The sequence below is a fragment of the Nonomuraea rubra genome (assembly GCF_014207985.1).
Taxonomy (GTDB): domain Bacteria; phylum Actinomycetota; class Actinomycetes; order Streptosporangiales; family Streptosporangiaceae; genus Nonomuraea; species Nonomuraea rubra.
Genome location: NZ_JACHMI010000001.1, coordinates 10,104,187 through 10,126,594, shown reverse-complemented (window position 1 = coordinate 10,126,594; position 22,408 = coordinate 10,104,187). Strand labels below are relative to the sequence as shown.

Below are 22,408 nucleotides of genomic sequence, written 5' to 3'. Positions count from 1 at the left end.
CCAGTTGGATTACACCGGTAGACACTGCAGCTAGGCGGGTTGCCGGTCGGTGCGTGAAATGAGGATCCCCCGGTGGCCGAACTGCCCCTCTCCCGGCGTTCCCTCCTGCGGGCCGCCGCGCTCGTCGCGGCGCTCCCGGCGTTCGCGGCCGCCTGCGGCTCCGACGACCCCGCCGGGCAGGACAGCGGCGGCGGGAGCCTGGAGCTGCTGCGGGTCGCGCTGCCGTCCTCCATCGCGTCGCTCGACGCGGCCAAGGAGGCGGGCATCATGAACTACGTCGTCGCCCTCCTCGTCCAGGAGGCCCTGGTCGGGGTCGGCCAGGACGGCAGCCTCCAGCCGTCCCTGGCCGAGTCGTGGACCAGGAAGGACGCGACCACCTACGTCTACAGGCTCCGCTCCGGCGTGACCTTCTCCGACGGCGCCCCGCTGACCGCCGCGGACGTCGTCACCAGCCTGAACCTGCACGCCAAGAAGGGCTCGACCACCGCGTTCGCCTACGCCTACGCCAACGTCGACCGGATCGAGGCCACCGGCGACGCGGAGGTGACGATCACGCTCAAGGAGCCCGACGCGTCGTTCGCCTGGACGCCCTCGCCCGGCACGCTGCTCGTGACGAGCGAGAAGTTCCTGGAGGCCACCGGCGAGCGCATCGGTACGCCGGAGGGCAAGCTGCTGGGGACCGGGCCGTACAAGGTGGTGGAGTTCGCCCCCGACTCGCACGTCACGCTGGAGCGCAACGACACCTGGTGGGGCGGCAAGGCGCCGTTCCGGCAAATCAAGATCGACTTCATTCCCGAGGAGTCGACCCGGCTGCTGGCCATGCGCGGCGACTCCGTGGACGTCGCGCTGAACGTGCCCGCCGAGCAGCTCGACCAGTGGAAGTCCATCCCCGGCGTGCAGCTCATGACCGCGGGCGACCGGTCGCTGGTCACGCTCGCGTTCAACACGGCCAAGAAGCCGTGGGACGACGTCCACGTACGCAAGGCCGTCGCGCACGCCGTGGACCGCGACGGCATCGTCAAGAGCGTCCTGCGCGGGCACGGCAAGGTGGCCGCGACCATCCCCGACCCGGCGCAGTGGGGCGGCGTCCTCGACTCCGCCGCGGTCACCGACCTGTACTCGACCATCCCCCAGTACGGCTTCGACCTGGCCGAGGCCAAGGCCGAGCTGGCCCGGTCGGCCACGCCGCAGGGGTTCTCCGACGTGCTGACCTACCCCAGCAGCGGCCCCCAGCTCGGCCGCGCCGCCCTCACGCTGGCCGAGAACCTCAAGGGCCTCGGCATCACCCTGGAGGTCAAGGAGGTCCCGCTGGAGCAGTGGATCGCCGACCTGGGCAAGCACGAGGCGGGTATCTACCTGGGCTGGTACTTCGCCACCACCGGCGACCCCGCCGAGTACGCCCAGCAGCTCCTGCACGGCGGCGCCACCGGCGCGAACGGCACGAACATCGCCGAGTACGACAACGCCGAGGTCACCGGGCTGCTCGACCGGGCCAAGGCGAGCACCGACGACGCCGCCAGGGGCGAGCTGCTGGGCCAGGCCCTGGTCAAGGCGGCGGCCGACGTGCCGTACCAGCCGCTGTGGTGGGGCGAGGCGGCCACCGCGTTCGGCAAGGCCGTGACGGCCGACGGCTTCGGGCCCTACTTCTTCGTCGGCCCATGGGCCTCGAAGACGGCCCCCCGATGACGCCCGCTGACATGCCGATCGGCGTGCCCGCCGACGCGCCCGCCGGCCCTGCCCGCCCCGCGCCCGCCGACGCGCGCGATCCGCTGGACGTGCACGCCGCGCTGGCCGGGCTGCGTTACCCCGAGTCCGTCGCGCTGCACCCGGACGGCGACCGCGTCGCCTGCGTGATCGACGGCGTGGCGAACGTGGCCGCCCTGGACGGCACGCTGACGCCGCTCCCGGGCGGTGAGCACGCCCTGACCCGGTGGCTGCCCGACGGCCGCCTGCTGCTCGCGTCCGGACCGCACACGCTCCAGGTCCTGGACGCCGAGCTGCGCCCGGCCTGGCAGGCGGAGGTGGACGGCGAGATCGAGGACCTCGTCCCGGACGGCGGCACCGTGCTCGTCCGCCACGCCGACCCCGGCAGCGAACGCGACGGCAGCCACCTCGGCCTGCGCGTCCACGACCCGAGCGACCCCTTCGTCAGGACGCCGGGCGGCCGCCTGCGCCGCCTGTCCTGGCTGCAGATCGGTGACGACCGCCCGCGCGAGATCGTGCTGCCCGGCCTGACCGCCTGGGACGCCGACTGGCGCGACGGCCGCGCGCTGGCCGTCACCTCCGCCGACGAGACCCCCGCCGGCTACTACCGCCCCAGACTCGACCTCGCCGACGCTCGCACCGGCGAGGTCAGAACGCTCTACCACACCCCCTGGCAGCTCAGCCGCCCCAGGCTGGCACCGGGCGGCCGGGCCGCGGCCGTGGTCGAGGGCCTGTCCATCGTCTCGGGCCGCGTCATGCTCGCCGACCTGGTGACGGGCGACGTCCGCCCGATCCCGGACCTCGACGACGTCACCGACCTCGGCTGGCTGGACGATCGCACCCTGTGGTTCACCGGCTGGTCGGGCACCGGGGTGCACGGCGGCGTGATCGAGGACGGCCGCGTGGCCGGCCGGTGGACTGCCTGGGGCACGCTGGGCGGCCGCGACGGCCAGCCCTCGCTCTCCGTGTCGGGACGGCTCGCCGCGGCCACGTGGGAGACCGCCGAGCGCCCGCCCGAGCTGGCCGTGGCCTCGCTGGAGGGCGGCGACTGGCGCCAGATCACCACGCTCAACGCGGACCTGGCGCCGCTGGCCGTGCACCAGGAGGAGATCACCTGGTCGGGACATGACGGCCTGCCCGTCTCCGGCCTGCTCCTGCGCGCCGGCCCGGCCCGTACGGGACCGCTGGTCGTGATCGCGCACGGCGGCCCCACCTGGCTGTGGTCCAGCGCGTTCGCGCCCGCCGAGTCCAACCAGCTCGCCCTGCCGCTCGCGCACGCGGGCGCCACCGTGCTGCTGCCCAACCCGCGCGGCAGCAGCGGCCGCGGCCAGGCGTACGCGCGGGCCGTCATCGGCCTGGCCGGCGACGCGGACCTCACGGACGTCCTCAGGGGCGTGGACCACCTGGTCGCGTCCGGCGTGGCCGACGGGGAGAACGTGTCGATCATGGGACTGAGCTACGGCGGCTACCTGTCCGCCCAGGCCGTCACCCGCACCGGCCGGTTCCGCGCCGCCGTCGTCATGTCGGGCGTGAGCGACTGGCTGAGCTTCGCCACCGCCAGCAACCTGGCGGGCGGCTTCGACCCGCTCTACCACGCCGGCGCCGACCCCGCGACCCCCGAGGGCAGGGAGGCCCTGGCCGCCCGATCGCCGGTCTACCACGCCGCCCGGGCCGCCACGCCGACGCTCATCCTGCACGGCGACCAGGACAGGACCACCCCGCTCGGCCAGGCCGAGCAGCTCTACCGCGCCTGGTCGGCCGCGGGCGTACGCACCGAGCTGGTCGTCTACCCTCGGGAGGGGCACGAGCTGGTCGAGCCCGCGCACCGGGCCGACGCCGCACGGCGGGTGATCAGCTGGCTGGGGGTGACGTGAGGTTCCTGCTGCGCAGGCTCGCGGGCACCGCCGTCGTCGTGCTGCTGCTGTCGATCGGCGTGTTCTGCCTGCTGTACGTGGCCCCGGGATCCATCCAGCAGACCCTGCTCGGCACCCGCCCCGCCACCCCCGACACCATCGCCGCCATCCAGGCCCGCTACCACCTGAACGACCCCGTCGCCGTCCAGTACCTGCGCTGGCTCGGCGGCGTGCTCACCGGCGACCTGGGCACCTCGATCAGGACGGGCGCGCCCGTCGCCGACATGCTCGGCCGGCGACTGCCGCTCACGCTGGCCCTGGTCGGCTACGGCACGCTGCTGGCCGCGCTGGCCGGCCTGCCGCTCGGCGTGCTCGGGGCGCTGCGGCGCGGCCGGATCGCCGACCGGCTGGTGGTCACCGCGGGGGTGGTGGGGCTGAGCGCGCCGCCGTTCGCGGTGGGGCTGCTGCTGCTCGTGGTGTTCGCGCTGTGGCTCGGCTGGTTCCCCGTCTACGGCACCGGCGGGCTGTGGCACCTCACGCTGCCCGCCGCCGCGCTGGCGGCCGGGGCGGTGGGCATGCTCGTCAGGTTCAGCAGGGCCGCGCTGGTGCGGGAGCTGGAGCAGGACTACGTCGTCTTCGCCCGCGCCCGAGGGCTCGGCGGGCCGCTCGTGCTGTACTACGCCGCCCGCAACTCCCTGGTGCCCGTGCTCACCGCCACCGGGCTGGTCGTGACCGGGATGCTGGCGGGGACGGTGCTGGTGGAGGTCACGTTCGCGCTGCCGGGCATGGGGTCGCTGCTGGTGGACTCGGTGACCTTCAAGGACGTGCCCGTCGTGCAGGCCCTCGCGCTGCTCCTCACGCTGCTCATCGCCGCCGTCAACCTGCTGGTGGACGTCGGCTACTCGCTCGTCGACCCCCGGGTACGGCTATGAGACGGCCACCGTACGTCGCGCTGGCCGTGCTCGCGCTCGCCGGCGTGGCCGCGGCGTTCTCGCCCTGGCTGGTGCCCGGCGCCACCGCGCAGGACCTCATGACCGGCATCACCGGGCCGGGCCCCGGACACCCGCTGGGCACCGACGACCTGGGCCGCGACGTGCTGCAACTGCTGGTCGCCGGGGCGCGCACGGCCCTGCCGGGCGCGCTGGCCGTGGCCGCCGGTTCGATGCTGATCGGGAACCTGATCGGGCTGGCCGCCGGCTACTTCGGCGGCTGGGTGGACACCCTGGCCATGCGCTGGGCCGACCTGATGTTCTCGCTGCCCGCGCTGCTGGTCGCGATCGTCGTGGCGGGCGTGCTCGGCGGCGGGTACATGCTGGCCATCGCCGTGCTGGTGGTGCTGTTCGCGCCGACGGACACGCGGGCCGTGCGCGGCGCCGTGCTGGAGCAGCGCCACCGCCCCTACGTCGAGGCCGCCCTGCTCAAGAACCTCTCCTCCTGGCGGATCATGACCAGGCACATCTGGCCGAACGTGGCCTCCGTCAGCCTCGCCGGGGCGTTCGTGAACTTCGCGTACGCGCTGGTCTCGCTGGCGTCGCTGTCGTTCCTCGGCCTCGGCGTGCCCGCCGGGTCGCCCGACTGGGGGCGGACGCTGGCCGACAACCGTACGCAACTGCTGGCCAACCCGTGGGCCGTGATCGCCCCCGGCCTGGCCGTCATCGCCACCGCCGTCGCGCTCAACGTCGTGGGCGACTGGCTGCACGAGCGCGTCGAGCGGCGCGGAAGGGCACGCTGACATGCTGAGCGCGAACGGCCTGACCGTACGGCAGCCCGCCACCGGGCGCACCCTGCTGTCCGGCGTGTCCTTCGAGGCCGCGCCGGGGGAGTCGGTGGCCATCGTGGGCGAGTCGGGCTCCGGCAAGTCGCTGACCGTCCGGGCGCTGCTCGGGCTGCTGCCGTCCGGGCTGGAGTCGTCCGGCGAGGTGCGCATCGGCGGGCACCGCGTGGACGGCGACCCCCGGACGCTGCGGCGGCTGCGCGGCGGCACCGTGTCCCTGCTCATGCAGGATCCGTTCACGCTGCTCAACCCGCTGCGCAAGGCGGGCAGGCAGATCGCCGACGGCCTGCCGCCCGGCGCCGGCCGCGAGGCCGAGGTGACCAGGCTGCTGGCCGAGGTGGGGCTCGGGGCCGAGGTGGCGGGGCGGTACCCGTTCCAGCTCTCGGGCGGGATGCGGCAGCGCGTCGGGCTCGCGGCGGCGCTCGCGGCCGGGCCCCGGATCCTCGTCGCCGACGAGCCGACCACCGCGCTGGACGCCACCACCCAGCGGGATGTGCTGGCGCTCATCCGGCGGGTCCAGCGGGCGAGGGACATGACGTTCCTGCTGATCACGCACGATCTGCGGGTGGCGTTCTCGATGTGCGACCGGGTCGTCGTCATGTACGCCGGGCGGGTCGTGGAGGTCGGCACGGCGGCGGAGCTGCGGGCGGAGCCGCGGCACCCGTACACGCGGGCGCTGCTGGCCGCCGAGCCGCCCGCCGACCGGCGCCTGGCGGTGCTGCCCTCGGTGCCCGGGTCCGTGCCCGCGCACGACGCGGTGGCGGGGCGGTGCGGGTTCGCCGACCGGTGCGCGTACGCCGAGGCCCAGTGCCGCGCCGGCACCCCCGAGCTTCGTGGTGGCGGGAGGTTGTCGGCGTGCGTGCGTGCCGGCGAGCTGCCCGCCGCGCCGCCGGCGCCGCCGGCCGTCACCGCGCCCGTGCGGGCCTCCGCCGCCCCGGTGCTCGACGTGCGCGACCTGCGCAAGACCTACCGCGGCGCGACCGGGCCCGCGCTGGCCGGGGTCGGCCTGACCGTCGCCCCCGGCGAGATCGTGGCCGTCGTCGGCGAGTCGGGGTCCGGCAAGACCACGCTGGCCCGCTGCGTGACCGGGCTGGAACGGCCCGACTCCGGCACGATCCTGCTCGGCGGCGAGGACTGCTCCGACTACACCCGCATGTCCCGCCAGGCGGTACGCCGTGCCCGCCGTACCGTCCAGATGATCTTCCAGGACCCGTACTCGACCCTCAACCCCGCCCGCACCGTGCGCGCCACCCTCAAGGAGGCCCTGGAGGCCGACGGCCGCCCGCCGGACGTGGCGGGGCTGCTGGAGCTGGTGGGCCTCGACCCCGCGCTGGCAGCGATGCGGCCCGCGGGCCTGTCGGGCGGCGAGCGGCAGCGGGTCGCCATCGCCCGCGCCGTCGCGGGCGAGCCGAGGCTGCTGGTCTGCGACGAGCCCGTGTCGGCGCTGGACGTGTCGGTGCAGGCCCAGGTACTGACCCTGCTCGCCGGGCTGCGCGAGCGGCTGTCGATGGGCCTGCTGTTCATCACCCACGACCTGGCCGTGGTCCGGCAGCTCGCCGACCGGCTCTACGTGCTGCGGGCCGGGGAGTGCGTGGAGAGCGGCGAGGTGGCGCGCGTGCTCGACGACCCGTCCCACGCCTACACGCGCGAGCTGCTGGCCAGCGTCCCCGACGGCTCCCGGGCCTGGCCCTAGCCCGTCCTAGTCCTCGGAGAAGGAGATCAGCGTCAGCACCCGGCAGCCCGCCTCGCCGGTGACGTAGACGTGGTCCAGCTCGGCCGCGAACCGCACCGCGTCGCCCTCGCCCAGCCGCACCGCCCACGCCTCGGTCTCCACGCTCACCTGGCCCGCGACGACGTACGCGTGCTCGATCGAGCCCCGCCCGTGCGCGCTCTTGGCGCTGCGCGTCATCGGCGGCAGATCGCCCTCGGCCAGCTCGAACCGCCGCCGGTCGGCCGCCGCGAACAGGCTGCGCACCGTCGTGTCACCGGCCATCTCGGTGGCCCCCTCGCCCCGCCTGATCACCTCGGGCTCCAGCAGGTGGATCCTGGTCAGCTCGGCGAACGTGAGCTCCAGCGCGCCCGCCAGCCTGGTCAGCACCTCGATCGTCGGGTTGGCCACGCCGCGCTCGATCTGCGAGATGAGCGCCTTGCTCACCCCCGTCAGCTCGGCCAGCTCCCGCACGCTGTGGCCGCGCGCCAGCCGCGTACGCCGCAGGTTCCCGGCGATCGCCCCCCTGACCCCCGCGCCCGGCCCCGGGGTCACCGGCAGGACGGGGCTCTTCTCGTGCCGCACGTGGTCAGGTCCCTTCCTCGGGTCACTTCCTCCATGATGCCCGCTGCGGCCCCCACCAGGGCCGTCCACCCATTGAGACGCGGCAGCGCGGACGAGGCCCGCAGCGGCGTCCTGAGCCGGGCACAGGGGCCATTATGGCCTGCGGCTGGAGATGCGCTGCGGCGGTTCCTCGAAGCGGGAGCGCTGGGGTGGCCGGCCGCTCACCTTCTCCACGATCGAGGCCGCGAGCTGGTGCAGCTTGACGTTCCTGTCCTGGGAGACCTGCCGGAGTATCTCGAACGCCTCCCGCGCCGTGCACCGCCGCTGCGCCATGACGATGCCGAGCGCCTGATCGATGATCGCGCGGGTGTTGAGCGCCTCCTTGAGCTGCGCCGCGACCTCCCGCATGCGGGCCACGTCCAGCGCCGTACGGAACAGCACGGGAACGTGCGCGGCCGTGACGCGTAAGGCCACCCACGCCTCGTCGGGCAGCCCCGCGCTCCGGCCGGTGTAGACGGTGAGCACGCCGAGCAGCACGTCCTCGTACGCCAGCGGCTCGCAGTGCACCCCGCGGACCTCGGGAGCCCCCGCCGTGAACCGCGGCCACCGCGAGTCGGCGGCCAGATCGGAGACCGTCACCGACTTCCCGCTGTCGATCGCGTCGAGCACCGGCCCCTGCCCGGTGGCCTGCTGCAGCCCGTCGAGCAGCTCGGCCCGCGAATGCGAGCAGGCGGCGGTGTGGAGGTCGTCATCCCCGCACAGGGCGATGCTGACCATCGCGCAGTCGGGCATCGCCTGCCCGGCGATGGTGACACAGTCAGTGAGCGCCCGTTCGAACTCTTCGATGTCCGTCGGCATGCTCGGACGGTTCACCACGATCCCTCGCGATCGCTGCTCGGTTCTTCCTAGGCTAGCCGCTCGGCGACGCCGTCACGAGATGTAGGCGTCGATCTCGGCCAGATAGGCATCCTTGAGGGGCCTGGGCAGCCAGGTGATCTCGAAGGCGTTGCGCTGGAGCTGAGCCAGCTCCTCGCGACCGAGCTGCAGCGCCTCCTGCAGGGCGATGAGGTTCTCCTGCACGTAGCCGTCGAAGTAGGCCGGGTCGTCGGAGTTGATCGTCACCCGCACGCCCAGGTCCATCAGCTTGCGGATGCCCTCGGCCTTCATCGACTCGGTGACGAAGCCGTTGGAGATCGGGCAGCAGGTCAGCCCCGTGCCGCGGGCCAGCACCAGCTCGACCAGCCGCTGGTCCTCCAGGATGTTGACGCCGTGGTCGATCCGGTCGACGCCGATCTCCTCGACGGCCTGCCGGATGTGCTCGACCGCGTCGTCCTGGTCGACGTCGCAGTGCATGGTCAGCAGGTAACCCTCCTGCCTGGCCCGCTCGTAGACGGCCGCGAACTTGCGCGGCGGGTTGCCCTTCTCGTCGGAGTCGAGCCCGACGCCGGCGATCCACTCCTTGTACGGCAGCGACTCCAGCAGCGTCGCCATCGCGTACTCGGCCTGGAAGTCGCGCAGGAAGCACATGATGAGCTGGGCCCGCACCCCGAGCCGCGCGTGCGCGTCCATCAGCGCCCGCCGCAGCCCCCTGATCACCACGTCGAACGGCACCCCGCGCGAGGTGTGCGCCTGCGGGTCGAAGAAGATCTCCGCGTAGCGCACGTTCTGCTCGGCGGCCTTGGTCAGGTAGGCCGTGGCGAGGTCGTAGAAGTCGGGCTCGGTGCGCAGCACCTTCATGCCCTCGTAGTAGATCGTGAGGAACGAGGACAGGCTGTCGAAGGTGTAGGCGGCCCGCATCTCCGCCACGCTCGCGTACGGCAGCTCCAGGCCGTTGCGCGCGGCCAGCTCGAACTTGAGCTCGGGCTCCAGCGTGCCCTCGATGTGCAGGTGCAGCTCGCACTTGGGCAGACCGGCGATGAAATCCTTCACCGTCTCACCCTAGAAGAAGATCGCCGTTTCAGAAGATGATCGCGAGACCCACCGCGAAGAGCGTGCCGTAGGCCAGCTGCAGCTTGCCCGTCTGCTGCAGCACCGCGATCAGCGCCGGGCCCACGGCCTTGCCCAGCACCGCCCTGATGGGGGCGATCGCCAGCGGCGCGGCCAGCAGCACCAGCGCCGCCCACGGCGTGATCGGCACCATCGCCAGCGCCACCGCGAACGGCACCACCTGGCAGGCCACGTACAGCGTACGAGTGCGCTCGGCCCCCAGCAGCACCGCCAGCGTGCGCTTGCCCGCCTGCCCGTCCGTGCCGACGTCGCGCAGGTTGTTGACCACCAGCATCGAGCACGACAGCAGCCCCACCGGGATCGAGGCGAGCAGCGCCGCCCAGCTCAGCTGCTCCGTCTGGACGTACGCCGTGCCGACCACGGGGACGATCCCGAAGAAGACGAACACGGCGACCTCGCCCAGGCCGCGGTAACCGTACGGGCGCTTGCCGCCGGTGTAGAACCAGGCGGCCGCGATCGCCGCCGCGCCGACCAGCAGCACCCACCACGCCCGCGTGACCAGCACCAGGACCAGGCCGAGCACCGCGGCGAGCGCGAAGCAGGCCAGCGCCGCCGTCAGCACCTCGCGCGGCGTGGCCACGCGCGAGCCCACCAGCCGCATCGGGCCGACCCGCTGGTCGTCGGTGCCGCGGATGCCGTCGCTGTAGTCGTTGGCGTAGTTGACGCCGATCTGCAGCGACAGTGCCACGAGCAGCGCCAGGACCGCCCGCCACCACACGAAGCCGCCTTCGCCGATCGCCACGCCGGTGCCCACCATGACGGGCACGACGGCGTTGGGCAGCGTGCGCGGGCGGGCTCCGGCGATCCACTGGGCGGGAGTTGCCATGTTGTCGTTCTACCTCTAGCTGATGTCGGTCGTGAGCCTGATCATCCGGACCGGCCGGCCCATGTCGAGGACGCGCTCGGCCATGTCCTCGCCCCAGCCCGCCGACTCCAGGAAACCGAGCATCGCGTAGTTCTCCGCGAACACCCAGGTGACGATCTGGCGGAAGCCGTCCTCACGCATGTAGTCGACGGTGGCGTTGAGCAGGCGGCTCCCGTGGCCCCGGCGGACGAAGTCGGGGTCGACCAGCAGCGTCAGCATCTCGGCCACCCGGCCGGGGTCGAGATCGGGGTCCTCGGCGGGAGCGTGGGAGACGAGCCCGACCACGCGCTCCCCGCCGCGGGGTGTGACCAGGGCGGCGCTGCCGCCCGCGCCGAGAGCCGGAAAACCCTCGGTGTCGAGGATGGTCTCCACCGCCACCAGCACCCGGTGCATGGGGCTGGGCGGGGCGACGATCGCCTCGTCCCACTGGCGCAGCCACATCTTCTCGGCCGCCGCGCCAGTCATCTGCTCGAGTGGGCCCTCAGGGAGGAAATCCCGATAGCCGTAGCGCCAGGCGCGGATCTGACAATTCGCAACCTGGAGCACATCCTCGCGCCGGGCCGCCCGGACGCCTACGTCTGCCATCTCGGCCCGCTCCTTCGCCTGCCGTTCATGCCACAAGGCACGAGTTACACCGTATCGGTGTTTGAGCCTTGTAGAGGACGCGAACCCCGCTTCCTCGCCCGGTAAGCCCGCGTCTTGGTGCGGTTACCGCATACACGCATGGAACACCACGAGCGGGAACGGTTCTTCGACAGGTCGATGAACGCCCACTGACAGGTTCCCTCCGCGCACACCTTGAGCCGGTCCCACGACGCGCCCAGCGCCGCCGCCGCGATGCGCGCCAGGCCGCCGCGCACGCCGTCCTCGGCGGGGACCAGCTCGGGCCTGCCGCCACGTACCTCGACCCGCAGCGGCAGGTCCGGCAGATCCGGCAGGTCCGCGTGCTCGCGTCTGAGCGCGGCCCGCAGGCCCTCGCGCAGCGCGTGCGCGGTCTGAAGGTCGTCGTCGCCGGCGCGGTCGCGAGGACCGGCGAGGTCGCGCTCGCGCAGCCACACCGTCAGCTCGGCGGGGGAGGACAGCTCGTCCGCCTGGGTTTCTACATCGAACGTGTTCACGAAGTCTCGTACGAGCTCCGCGGGGTACGGCATGCCCGTCACTCTACTGGCCGATGATCGCCAGTGCCTCGGCGAGCCTGCGCACTCCCTCCCGGAGCTCCGCCAGATGGGCGGCGGCCATGTGCGTGAGCCTGATCCGCGGCCCGGGCGGCTCCGACGCGTAGTACAGCCGGCCGGGGCTGACCAGCACCCCGTTCCGCCGGGCGGTCTCCACCAGGGCGGCCTCGTCCACGCCGGCGGGCAGCCGTACCCACAGGTGCATCCCGCCGGCGGGCAGGAGGTGCGGCTCGGCGTCCGGCATGAGCTCGGCCAGGGCCGCCGCCAGCGCGTCGCGGCGGGTCGCGATCTCGGCGTGCACCGCCGCCAGATGCCGCCGCCACGCCGGCGAGCCCACGAACTCCAGCGCCGTCTCCTGCAGTGGCCGCGCCACGAAGAACGACTCCACGAGCTGGCCCGCCCGCAGCCGGTGCGCGGCCGGCCCTCTGGCGATCACGGCCGCCACCCGCATGCTCGGCGAAAGGATCTTCGTGAGCGAGACGATGTGCACCACGGTGCCGTGCCGGTCCATCGAGGCCAGCGACGGAGGCGGCTGCGGCGTCAGGTACCTGGCGAAATCATCCTCCACCACGAACGCCCCCGCCGCCCTGGCCACCTCCAGCACCTGCTCCCTGCGCTCAGGCGGCAGGGTGGCGCCCGTGGGGTTGTGCAGGGTGGGCTGGCAGCAGAACACCCGCGCCCCGGTGACCGCGAACGCCTCCGCCAGCAGCTCGGGACGTACGCCTTCGCGGTCCATGGGCACGGCCGTGGCCCGCAGCCCGGCCGCCTTGGCCGCCGCCAGCGCGCCCGGGTAGGTGGGCGTCTCGACCAGGATGGGCGTCCCCGGGGCCGCCAGCGCCCTGAACGCGTGCGTGAGCGCCGCCTGGCCGCCGCTCACGATCAGCGCGTCGGCCTCCGTCACGTCGCTGCCCGCCTGCGTCGCGAACCACCGCCGCAGCTCGCGCAGTCCCGTCAGCGGCGGCATGGCCCACGCGTCCGGCCTCCGTACGGCCCGCGCCGCGGCGGCCGCCAGCTGCTTGTCCGGGCGAAGGCCCGGCCGCAGGTACCCGCCGGTCAGCGGCACCACACCCTCGGGGGCTGGGGCCAGCAGCGCCGAGACGGGAGCTTCGTCCACCACCCGATCGCCCAGGGCCACGGTCTGCCAGGACAGGTCCGGGGCGTCCTGGGTGAAGGCCGACCGTTGGGTCACGAACGCGCCGCTGCCCGGCTTCGTGATCACCCTGCCTTCTGCCGTGAGCTGGCCGATGGCTCTGGAGATGGTGACGGGGCTGACGTTGTGGCGGCGCATGAGCTCGCGGCTGGAGGGGAGGCGGGCGCCTGGGCCGAGGCGGTCGGCCTCTTCGCGCAGTATCGCGGCTATCTGGGCGATACTGCTATCGTTGGTCATGAAAGGTAAGAATAGCGCTACTGGGGTCGGGGGAGTAGCGGTCCCGTCGAAAGCCGGCGACCAGCCCGAACGGCAGCTCCGTCCAGACCGTCACCCTGGCGCGCCGGCCGGCCATCACGACGACGCCGTTCGGGACGATGCTCTTGGCGACGCCGGCCTTCGCGGCGGCGCGCTTCGGGACGCCGACCTTCGCAATGGCGACCTTCGCGACCGCGACCCGTCTTCCGGCTCCCCGTCTTCTGGCGTCTTGTCTCCCGGCACCCTGTCTCCCGGTGGCGGGACACGGGATGACAGCGGGCGCGTGGCTCGCCACCGCGGACTTCTTCGGGAATGGCGCGACCGCGGAATGGGCGGCAGCGGCGGGACAGGCCTGGCCTTCCTCGGCGTGGTGGCGTTCTCCGGCTCCATCCCCGCCACCGTCTACGCCATCCAAGGCTTCGACCCGTGGCTGGTAGCGGTGGGCCGGGCCACCATCGCAGGCGCCATCGCGATGCTCTGCCTGAAAGCCGCCAGACACCCCCTCCTCCCACCCCGATCGGAATGGCCCACCTACGCCCTGATCGTCCTGGGCGTGGTCATCGGCTTCCCCGTCTTCAGCAGCCTCGCCCTGGCCCTGGGCGCCAGCGCCGCCCACTCCGCAGTGATCGTCGGCCTCCTCCCGGCCGCCACGGCCGTCTGCGCCGTCCTGCGAGCCTCGGAGCGCCCCCGCCCCCTCTTCTGGGCAGCCTGTACGGCAGGCGCCGCCGCCATCACCACCTTCACCCTCATCCAGCACCAGGGCAAACCCTCCTGGCCCGACCTGCTCCTCCTCGGCGCCCTCCTCTCGGCGGCGATCGGCTACACGGAGGGCGGCCGCCTCGCCAGGCACACCCCGGGCTGGCGGGTCATCTCCCACGCCCTCGTCCTCTCCCTCCCCCTAACGGTCCCCATCACGGCGTTCCTCGCCCTCACCACCCCGATCACCCTCACCGGCGAGGCCGTCGCGGGCTTCACGTACGTGTCGGTGATCTCCATGTTCGTCGGCTTCATCCCCTGGTACGCAGGCCTCGCAAGGGGAGGAATCGCCCGAGCCGGCCAGACCCAGCTCACCCAGCCCCTCCTGACCCTCACCTGGGCCTGGGTGCTGATGGGCGAGCGATTCGGGCCGTCGACCGTGGTGGCGGCGCTGGCCGTACTGGTGTGCGTGGCCATCACCCAGCGCGCCCGTACTTGAAAGCCGTGACGCCGCCCCGCAGGATGGCAGAGGAGGTGTCACAACCATGGCGGACCTCACGATCCCAGAGGGCGGCTTCTGGCCAGCGCCGGAAATCCCGCAGCCCAATATCTATCCGATGGAATGGCACGTGGAGACGGAGAAACTCGCCGCCATCTACGAGAAGTCCAAGCGCGAGCTCTGGAACCCGGCCGACCTGCCCTGGGACGGTCTCGACCCGGGCGACTTCACCAGAGAGCAGCGCCTGGGCATCATGTACTGGTTCGCGGTGCTGGCGAATTTCGACGCCTCGGGGCCGGCGGTGTTCGCCCGCGCCACCATCCAGGCCTTCGAGAAGCACGAAGAGGACCCGGTCAGGAAGTGCTTCTTCTCGATCACCCGTGACGAGATGAACCACGAGGAATGTTGCCAGCGCACCATCGCCAAACTCTGGCCGGGCGGCCCGCTCGACTGGACTCCGGCCGACGACCTCGAATCGGCCGCCCACAACAACATCGGCTGGCTCTACCACAACGGCGGCCGCTACTGGAACGGCTACACCTCGGCCGTCGGCAAGTACTCGCTGCCGGTGCTGTTCACCAGCTTCATGATGGGCGAGATGGCCGCGTCCACCCTGTTCAGGGGCATGTCGTCGGGCACGCACCATCCGGTCTTCAGCAAGATGTTCGAACGCATCGGCCGCGACGAGGCGCGCCACCTGAAGATCTGCATGACGATCCTGGAGAACGAATGGCCGGGCCTCACCGACGAGACGCGGGCCCTCATCACCCGCCAGCTCAGGGCGGGCTTCGTCTTCCTCAGCATGATCCTCTGGGAGCCGCCCGAGGGCTTCTGGGAGCTCCCGCCGTACTTCCTGAACAACCACCGCGTCCTCATGGACCACGCCAGGCAGGCGGGCCTCGGCGTGCTCTCGTACGAGGAACAGGCGGAGAACTGGCGCGTGGCGATGGCCCACATCCGCGCCATCGTGGAGCGCTGGGGGATCGCCTTCCCGGCCATTCCCGAGCTGGACCTGGAGGGTGTGCCCGTGGACTTCATCGATCCCGAAGAAATCATCCCGGTCTTCTGACCTGACACCATGTGGCCACGCATCGACGGACTCAGGGTCCTGGAACTTGGCACTCCCGGCAGGGTCCGCACCTTGCTCACCGACCTGGCGCTGTCGGGCGCGAAAAGAGCCACGGCCGGTATATTGCCGCTCGATTACGAGCGCGAGGGGGAGGAAGTGGAGCACGTCGGCGAACATCTCGTTCTCGTCGACGATGCCGGTGCCCGGGTGGCCGAAATAGAAATAACCCGGGTGGAGCTGACGCCGTTCGCCGAAGTCGGCTGGGAGTTCGCCGATGCGGAGGGCGAGGGATACAAATCAACGGCCGAATGGCGCGAAACGCATCGGGGGTATTGGGCGGGGCTGGGCTACGAGGTCGAGGACAGCACAACGGTGGTCTGCCTCTGGTTCCGCCTCATCCCACCCACCCCCACCTCTCCATAACCCACGCTCACGGATCCACCGGCCTCACTGATCCGCCAACGTAACCGGTCCGCCTGCCTCATCGGCCCGCTGGACCAGCAGGTCCACCTGCCTCGTTGGCCGGGCGGACATCACGGGTCCGCCGGCTACACCGGTCCATCGGCTCGACCGACCCGCTGGCCCCACCGGCCCGCCGGGTGCATCCGGCAACGCCGCCACGGCGCCTTGCACGTGACCGGCCGGCTCCACCCGCCACGGCGCCTTGCACGCGACCGGCCAACTCCACCCGCCACGGCGCCTTGCACGCGACCGCGACCCCGGCCAACTCCACCCGCCACGACGCCTTGCACGCGACCGGCCGGCTCCACTCGCCACGACGCCCTGCACGCGACCGGCCGACCCCACCGGCCGCTGGTCCGCGAACGGAACCTTGACTCCCACGCGCCCATGCGCCGGCCAGGACATCAGCCCCGCGCCCTCACGGACAGAACTTTGGCCTTGCGCAGTCCACCGTGAACAGGACTTTGGCCTCGCGCAGTCCACCGTGAACAAGAGCTCGGCCTGACTCGGCCCTCCAACCGAGGACCTTGCCCAGCACCTCGACCGTCGCCACGAGCCACCTCAACCAGGCCATTGCTCCTTGGGCGAGACATAACTCCCTCGATGCGGGATGCTGTACACCCACCCCTCTTCACGCAGCAGCGCAATGGCACGCCGCACGGTCTCACGAGCGGCACCGTACTCCCGCACCAGCTCAACCTCACTCGGAATCTGCTGCCGTGCCACGAACTCGTTCCGTTTTATCCGCTCCCGGATTTCGCCGGCGATGTGCCGATAGAACGGCGCCCGCCGCCCCAAGGGCCCTGCCTGCCCGGGAGCGTTGACGAACGTTCCCTCTCCCTGCCGCGTATGGACCAGCCCCTGGTTCCGCAGCACCCGGATCGCCCGGCGCGCGGTCGTGCGCGCGACCTTGAACTCCCGCTGGATCTCCGCCTCGCTGATCACGGGATCTCCCGGCGCAAGCTCTGCGGTGATACGCGATCTGAGGACTTCGCTGATCTGGAGATAAAGGTAGGTGTCACCCTCGCGATTCAGCACGCCTCAAGGGTATCCAACGACGCGGTCAAAGGAAGGGAAATTAAGAACCCGGATTTATGGGCCATTTTTCGCGGTCAGTTACGAATGTGCCCCGATATGGCACCGTGATCACCCACCCCAGCTCCCTGAGATGCGCAACGGCCTGCCGGGCTGTCACCTTCGCGACGCCATATTGCCGCATCATCGCCTTCTCGCCAGGAATAGCCTTGTTCGGCGGAATCTCACCGCGCTGGATCCGTTCGACGACCTCTGCGGCGATCTTCTGATAAATGGGCAGTTTCCTGGGTGACCGAGGCGTCCCAGGCGACCCCACGTACGAGCCCTCACCCCGAATCGTGAACGCCAGCCCCTGCTCCCGCAGATCCCGCGCCACCCGCCGCGCAGTCGTCCGGGCGATCTCGTACGTCTTCTCGAACGTCGCCTCGCTGGGCAGAGGATCGCCGGCCTTGAGCTCACCGCGTTCGATCTGACCACGGACCAGATCGGCGACCTGCTTGTAGAGGGGCCTCGGGCCCCCACGATCTAGCACGCCCGGATTCTAGAGGAAACGGCACCCACTTACTCGCTCATTGAGCGTCCAGATACGTCAGATAGACCACCCGACACGCCCAGACCCCCACACGGCACCTCTTGACCACCTCGCCGCCCTCCACGCCAGTCGCAGCCCAGCCCACGCCCGCCGCAGTTCACGCCTGCCGCAGCCCACGCACGCCAGATCCACTGCATTGGACTGCATCCACGCTGCGCCCCACGCTGGCCCCGCTGCGGCCCGACGCTGCCCGGACCACCCACCGCTCTGAAGCTCATGCCATTCGCCCGATCCGCGTCGCTCACGCTCACGCCGCCCACCGCGCTCACGCTCACGCCGCCCACCGCGCTCACGCTCACGCCGCCCACCGCGCTCACGCTTACGCCGCCCACCGCGCTCACGCTCACGCCGCCCACCGCGCTCACGCTCACGCCGCTCGCTGCATCCACGTCGCTCACGCTCATGTCGCCCGCGCTCCCACTTACACGCTGTTCACTCTCTCCACGTCGCTCACGTTCACGCCGTCCATAAGTCGTTCGCCTTGCATGCCGTGAAGGTCGTGCATGCCGACCACGCCCGCTTTGCTGCACTTCGCGCAGCCCCAGGCTGTGGGCTCCACCCAGTTGTACATGTTGCGCCAGTCGTCCATGCAGGTCGTCCTCGCCGCGCGAACCCGGTCCACACGCCGCGCTCGCCACGCCGCCCTCGCCACGCCGCCCTCGCCACGCCGCCCTCGCCACGCAGGCCGTCCACGCAGGCCGTCCACACGCAGCCCTCGCCATGCAGTCCGCCCTCGCCGCGCATGTCGCCCAAGCTGATGTCTTCGCGCCGCCAAAGAGGTCCTGGCCGTGCTGTAGTCCGGCCCAACACGCCGCAGCCTCCACCACAACCATCCACGACCTACGCCGGACCAGCCCTACTCCGCCCTGCAGCAGGCCAAGATCCCCAGCTCCAAGCTCACCCAGCGCTCAGACCAAGACCCGCAGCCCGAAGCCCGCCCCGCACCCAGCCCGAGCCCAGCAACCCCGCTGCGCCGGACCGCATCAAACGTCCCAGCAGCCTTACAGCCCAGGCTCGGCAGAGCAGTACGAGCCGTGCCTCCTGAGAGGCGACCGTCTCGAAAGTCGGAGTTCCCGATGCCGCGTTCCCGTGCCAACCCTGTCCCCAGGCGTCAGAATCAATTCTGCGGCCATCGTGTTGCTTCCCCTTCGATCTCGACCAGGCCCTCGAAGGGAAGCACGATGGCCGTCACCATTTGGGCGCATACCCGCAACATTCCGCAAATGACTGGGGCGCCTGCGGTGCCGCTTCCACAGACGCCCCATCTGGTCACACCCTCGCGAGCAAGCCCAATCGGATGCGTGCCGATGCGGCCACCGCACACTCCCCTTCAAAGCAACGATTCAAGGCGAAGGGCAATGGCGGCGGCCGCAGAGCCAAGTCTGCTGCCTGCAGAGGATTCGGCGCAGCAGTTTCAGCATGATGACCAAAAGACATGCACCCTCATATGACTGCACGCCGCAAATCCCACGAAGTGCCATACAAACCCATAGATGAGCAGGCGTCCAGACATTCAACGAAGTAGGCATTCATGTCGGACAACTCACATATCAAGGGATAAGAGTCGCTACCCGAACCCGCAGAAAGCCGCCGACATCCACCGAACATGCGCATGCTGCGAGGAGAAAGTCAGTCATAGGAATGGTGACGGCCATCGCGGTCCTCCGAAGACGCAGTTCGAGAGGACACCGAGCGCGATGGCCGCAAACAACATTGTGACGCCTGCGCACCGCTCAGTGAAGCACTTCCTGATCGGTAGATCCGACTTTTGTCGAGTCTTCCAGCGAAGAAGGGAACGCGTTGTCGCCGGACGGGTGTTGCCTTCCCGTCCGGCGACAAGGTGCACCGAACGCCCTGTACGCGCCATGCCACCGCTCATGCGAACCGGACACCGCTGGCGACAACACGATCAGGGTAAGCACGATCGACGCACCCTGCGTTCGCGCAGAATCCCGAGCAACGCGCCTGCCCAAACCCTCGATACGAGGCCTGGACTTCACCCGGAACCTACGCGAGACCATGGACGTGGCCCCTTGCTTCCACGACGCATGGGGCCACGTCACGACGAGTAGTAGCCGGCTGACGTCCGTAACGGCCTACCCGCGGCATTAGGTTCTCATGGTCATCCCTTGGAAAACTGCGGTTCGGCGCTATAAGCGGGATGGTGCCTTTTGCGGATCGCTGCGTTCATGATCCGCCGTCGGAGGGATTTACAGGGGAATTCGCCTCCAGGACTCGTCCGCGATGATGAGGTGATCGAGCAGCCGCAACTCGACCGTCTGCGCGGCCTCGAGAAGCCTGGCCGTCGCTTCCAGATCCTCCCGGCTGGGGTCGAGAGACCCACCAGGATGATTGTGGGCAAGACCGAACATCGCCCCGCCGGAGGTGAGCACTTCAGTGATCACCTCACGGATCGGCATGACGGTGTGATCGCTCCCGCCCTCGGTAAGCACCGCACGCTTCAGGATTCGCCCGCGGGTGTCGCACACCACCATGACCAGCCGCTCATGCTTCCGGTCGCGCAGCAGCGGAGCACATGCATGGGCCAGATCCGACGTGCTGGTGATGCGCTCCCGTTCGGGCCACGCCTCCGCACGGCGTACGAGATGGAAGGCCGCCGCAACTCGTGCGGCCTTGGCGGGACCGATGCCGCGCATGGTGATTAACCGGTGCGGGTCAGAACGGCTGAGACCATCGAGGTCTCCACAGGTCTCGATCACCTGTGTGGCCAGGTCGAGGGCGCTCGCCCCACGAAATCCGGAACCGAGCAGCACGGCCAGCAGTTCCCGGTCCGCCAGCGCGGCGGCACCGTTGGACATGAGCCGTTCGCGCGGCCGGTCACGTTCGGACAGGTCTTTGACTCGCATCGGCAACCTCCGCAACCGTTGTATCAACGCGCACTGACAATTTCTGCCTGCGGAATCGCGGAGGGCCTTCTGCGTCGCAGGTGTGGTCTTATGCGCTCAATTTCGGTGGAAGCGGAATGCGATAGTCGCGACGAAAGTCCTTATGGGTCCGTTTATTGAGGCCGGGAGAAGTCCGAGGAAGGAGGAGGTTCCGATTGCAGCCGGGTGAATCGCCACGTTGTGGCGGTTTTCGACTGTGATATCTGGCCAGCCGGCAAGCCGACGATTGGCAGAGCGCGAAACAACATGGGGCGTGAAGAGCCGGCGGGACCGGAAGCCGATCTTGGCCCGGAATCTGGTGGGGGCGCAGACCAGTGCGCCGATCATGATCTACCCTCGGCCGACTGCGCGCTGCAGTAGGTTCCTGCATCGTCCATGGCTCGTCGGTCAGATCCGCCTGCCGAACAGCAGGCCAGAGCCAGGGACCACAATCGGACCTCAGCCCAGGCGATCTCTTGAAGCACGCTCCACCTCTTGAAACACGCTCCACGAGAAGATCCCGCCCAGTGAGTGCCTTCGCGACACCACGCCCAGGACGTCGGCGACCTCGACCTTCGGGAGGGAGGGCTAGCAGCGACTGCGATGATGCGGATGAGCCCAGGTCGCGACAAGAACGAGCGTCCAACAATCGCCGCACCAATCACGGGGCAATGCCAGACCCCGCATCAGGCGGGCGGGCGAGCCTCGGTCACGTGCCCGTCCCCGGGTGCGACGGGGGCGGTCTCGCGAAAGTGCACGTCGTTGGTTGGAGCGGGGAGAATCCGATGAGGATGTGCGCCGTCGGGCGGCGATCCAGGCGGCTCCAGAGTCGCATGCGCCGTCGAGCGTGACGAGGCGGCCGTCCACGCGGGCATCAAGCCTGAGCTGCCCGTCTCCACACCCGCCGAACGGTACGAACTCGTCGGGCCGGGAAGCTCCGGGCAAGATTGTGCTCACCCGGAGCTTCCCGCCCTAAACAGGCATGCTGTACATGATCCGGAACCGGTCGCCCGGGATCACGATGTCGCTGGTCTCCACCGGGCGATCGCCTGCCCAATGGGTACGTTCCACATGCAGAACATGCACACCCGCCGCCAGATCCAGCGCATCGCTCTCCACCGGCCGGGGGATGCGAGTGTGAACGCTCTCCACGATCTCGGTGATCTTTATGCCGTGCGCGTACATGCGCGCCACCAGGCTCCGCCGTTCCTCCTCTGTGTGAGGAGTGAACTCCCGCAGCTCATAGGACGTCGCGAGCTGAAGTGGCCTGCCGTCCCCGCGGAAGACGTAATGCGTCTTGGTCAGCGTGGCCGACTCGGGCAGCCGCAGCCGTCTGCCGATGTCGGGGCCTGCTTCGGTGGGCTCGCTGTGCCAGTCCCATGTTACTCGCCTGCCTTGGGATTGCAGGTCGGCGGCGAACGGGGCGGGGTGGTCGAGAAAACGCCATCGGTGCAACGGGGTTAGGTCGGGGCGTTCCCTGACGTAATGACCCGAGCCCACGCGGCCGATGATGAGGCCCTCACCCGCGAGCACACGTAGCGCGTGGCGGGCGGCGGTCTCACCGACCTGATACTTACGGGTCAGTTGGGCGCGTGAGGGGATAGGCGCGCCGGGGGGAAGGGTGCCGTCGGTGATCTGTCGCCGGATGTCTTCGACGACACGCAGGTAGACCGGATCTGAGGTGGCCACTAGTCCATCCCTGGGGGTTCGTGTGAGGCGTTGCCCCATGTTGCCGTATTCGGCAGGTAACCGACCGTCATCGATGACCGCTGGAGCCCCAACTTTGCGATGGCGGAAAATTATCGGAGAAACCTTGTAACGCCGATGTAAGGGGTCGCGATTCTCCGGTAGAGGTCGTCGATGTGTGTACCCCCGAGCACATATCGGCGACCTCTTCCATGTCCGCCCAGCCGGACCGCCGCGACAGACGCCTCTGAAGGCCCAGGTCGAGGTTGGCTCGCTGAGGAACCCGAAGCATCCTCAAGTACGAACCCCTCGTCGCCGGCCACTCCGCCCTGTCGCGGCCCTCCCGCCAACCGCCTCGTCCTGGCCTCGTCGCACGCTCCGCTGGTCACTTCGCCTCGCCTGGTCCGACGCTCCGCTGGTCACTTCGCT

Annotated in this window: 20 protein-coding genes; 8 read left to right on the top strand and 12 right to left on the bottom strand. The window is 70.4% G+C overall.

Annotation, left to right across the window (positions count from 1 at the left end):
- Window positions 1-72 precede the first annotated feature (72 nt).
- Genes HD593_RS46060 through HD593_RS46035 form a run of 5 tightly spaced genes read left to right on the top strand, consistent with a single transcriptional unit; the run spans window position 73 to window position 7,024 of the window.
- Window positions 73-1,686, top strand: coding sequence for an ABC transporter substrate-binding protein (locus HD593_RS46060; protein WP_185109226.1), 1,614 nt, complete (start codon window positions 73-75; stop codon window positions 1,684-1,686).
- Window positions 1,683-3,578, top strand: coding sequence for an alpha/beta hydrolase family protein (locus HD593_RS46050; RefSeq protein ID WP_246547080.1), 1,896 nt, complete (start codon window positions 1,683-1,685; stop codon window positions 3,576-3,578). Before HD593_RS46060 ends, HD593_RS46050 begins: the two co-directional genes overlap by 4 nt.
- The gene (locus HD593_RS46045; RefSeq protein WP_312904205.1) at window positions 3,575-4,489 is read left to right on the top strand and encodes an ABC transporter permease; all 915 of its coding nucleotides are present in this window, start codon (window positions 3,575-3,577) and stop codon (window positions 4,487-4,489) included. The genes HD593_RS46050 and HD593_RS46045 overlap by 4 nt, the downstream gene beginning before the upstream one ends.
- Window positions 4,486-5,289, top strand: a complete 804-nt coding sequence (locus HD593_RS46040) for an ABC transporter permease (protein ID WP_185109223.1) — start codon at window positions 4,486-4,488, stop codon at window positions 5,287-5,289. The genes HD593_RS46045 and HD593_RS46040 overlap by 4 nt, the downstream gene beginning before the upstream one ends.
- Window position 5,290: 1 nt before the next feature.
- Complete coding sequence (locus HD593_RS46035) at window positions 5,291-7,024, top strand: ABC transporter ATP-binding protein (protein ID WP_185109222.1); 1,734 nt, start codon at window positions 5,291-5,293, stop codon at window positions 7,022-7,024.
- Between the two features lie 6 nt (window positions 7,025-7,030).
- On the opposite strand, the gene HD593_RS46030 is transcribed toward HD593_RS46035, so the two are convergent.
- The 7 genes from HD593_RS46030 to HD593_RS46000 form a co-directional block, all read right to left on the bottom strand.
- Window positions 7,031-7,624, bottom strand: coding sequence for an XRE family transcriptional regulator (locus tag HD593_RS46030; protein WP_185109221.1), 594 nt, complete (start codon window positions 7,622-7,624; stop codon window positions 7,031-7,033).
- Window positions 7,625-7,756: 132 nt separating this feature from the next.
- Complete coding sequence (locus HD593_RS46025) at window positions 7,757-8,461, bottom strand: GAF and ANTAR domain-containing protein (RefSeq protein WP_185109220.1); 705 nt, start codon at window positions 8,459-8,461, stop codon at window positions 7,757-7,759.
- 72 nt (window positions 8,462-8,533) lie between these two features.
- The gene (locus tag HD593_RS46020; RefSeq protein WP_185109219.1) at window positions 8,534-9,532 is read right to left on the bottom strand and encodes an adenosine deaminase; all 999 of its coding nucleotides are present in this window, start codon (window positions 9,530-9,532) and stop codon (window positions 8,534-8,536) included.
- A 28-nt stretch (window positions 9,533-9,560) separates the two neighbouring features.
- Window positions 9,561-10,436 carry a 1,4-dihydroxy-2-naphthoate polyprenyltransferase gene (locus HD593_RS46015; protein WP_185109218.1) on the bottom strand — a complete coding sequence of 292 codons (876 nt, stop codon included), beginning with the start codon at window positions 10,434-10,436 and terminating at the stop codon, window positions 9,561-9,563.
- A 15-nt stretch (window positions 10,437-10,451) separates the two neighbouring features.
- Complete coding sequence (locus HD593_RS46010) at window positions 10,452-10,940, bottom strand: GNAT family N-acetyltransferase (RefSeq protein WP_080042081.1); 489 nt, start codon at window positions 10,938-10,940, stop codon at window positions 10,452-10,454.
- Between the two features lie 164 nt (window positions 10,941-11,104).
- Complete coding sequence (locus HD593_RS46005) at window positions 11,105-11,626, bottom strand: CGNR zinc finger domain-containing protein (protein WP_185109217.1); 522 nt, start codon at window positions 11,624-11,626, stop codon at window positions 11,105-11,107.
- Window positions 11,627-11,636: 10 nt separating this feature from the next.
- A complete protein-coding gene (locus tag HD593_RS46000; protein ID WP_185109216.1) occupies window positions 11,637-13,037 on the bottom strand; it encodes an aminotransferase-like domain-containing protein in 1,401 nt (466 codons plus the stop codon).
- Window positions 13,038-13,383: 346 nt separating this feature from the next.
- Between HD593_RS46000 and HD593_RS45995 the strand changes: the two genes are divergently transcribed.
- From HD593_RS45995 to HD593_RS45985, 3 genes are all read left to right on the top strand, one after another.
- A complete protein-coding gene (locus tag HD593_RS45995; protein ID WP_185109215.1) occupies window positions 13,384-14,250 on the top strand; it encodes a DMT family transporter in 867 nt (288 codons plus the stop codon).
- A gap of 118 nt (window positions 14,251-14,368) precedes the next feature.
- Entirely contained in the window at window positions 14,369-15,319 is a 951-nt protein-coding gene (locus tag HD593_RS45990) for a hypothetical protein (RefSeq protein WP_246547078.1), read from the top strand.
- A gap of 72 nt (window positions 15,320-15,391) precedes the next feature.
- Window positions 15,392-15,742, top strand: a complete 351-nt coding sequence (locus HD593_RS45985; protein ID WP_246547076.1) for an ASCH domain-containing protein — start codon at window positions 15,392-15,394, stop codon at window positions 15,740-15,742.
- A gap of 600 nt (window positions 15,743-16,342) precedes the next feature.
- On the opposite strand, the gene HD593_RS45980 is transcribed toward HD593_RS45985, so the two are convergent.
- From HD593_RS45980 to HD593_RS45960, 5 genes are all read right to left on the bottom strand, one after another.
- A complete protein-coding gene (locus tag HD593_RS45980) occupies window positions 16,343-16,819 on the bottom strand; it encodes a GntR family transcriptional regulator (protein WP_185109212.1) in 477 nt (158 codons plus the stop codon).
- A gap of 40 nt (window positions 16,820-16,859) precedes the next feature.
- Window positions 16,860-17,348 (bottom strand): GntR family transcriptional regulator, encoded by a 489-nt coding sequence (locus tag HD593_RS64805; RefSeq protein ID WP_185109211.1) that lies wholly within the window; start codon window positions 17,346-17,348, stop codon window positions 16,860-16,862.
- A 481-nt stretch (window positions 17,349-17,829) separates the two neighbouring features.
- A complete protein-coding gene (locus HD593_RS45970; RefSeq protein WP_185109210.1) occupies window positions 17,830-17,997 on the bottom strand; it encodes a hypothetical protein in 168 nt (55 codons plus the stop codon).
- Window positions 17,998-19,618: 1,621 nt separating this feature from the next.
- Complete coding sequence (gene radC / locus HD593_RS45965) at window positions 19,619-20,275, bottom strand: RadC family protein (RefSeq protein ID WP_185109209.1); 657 nt, start codon at window positions 20,273-20,275, stop codon at window positions 19,619-19,621.
- A gap of 990 nt (window positions 20,276-21,265) precedes the next feature.
- Entirely contained in the window at window positions 21,266-21,982 is a 717-nt protein-coding gene (locus tag HD593_RS45960; protein WP_168018127.1) for a GntR family transcriptional regulator, read from the bottom strand.
- Window positions 21,983-22,408: the final 426 nt, after the last annotated feature.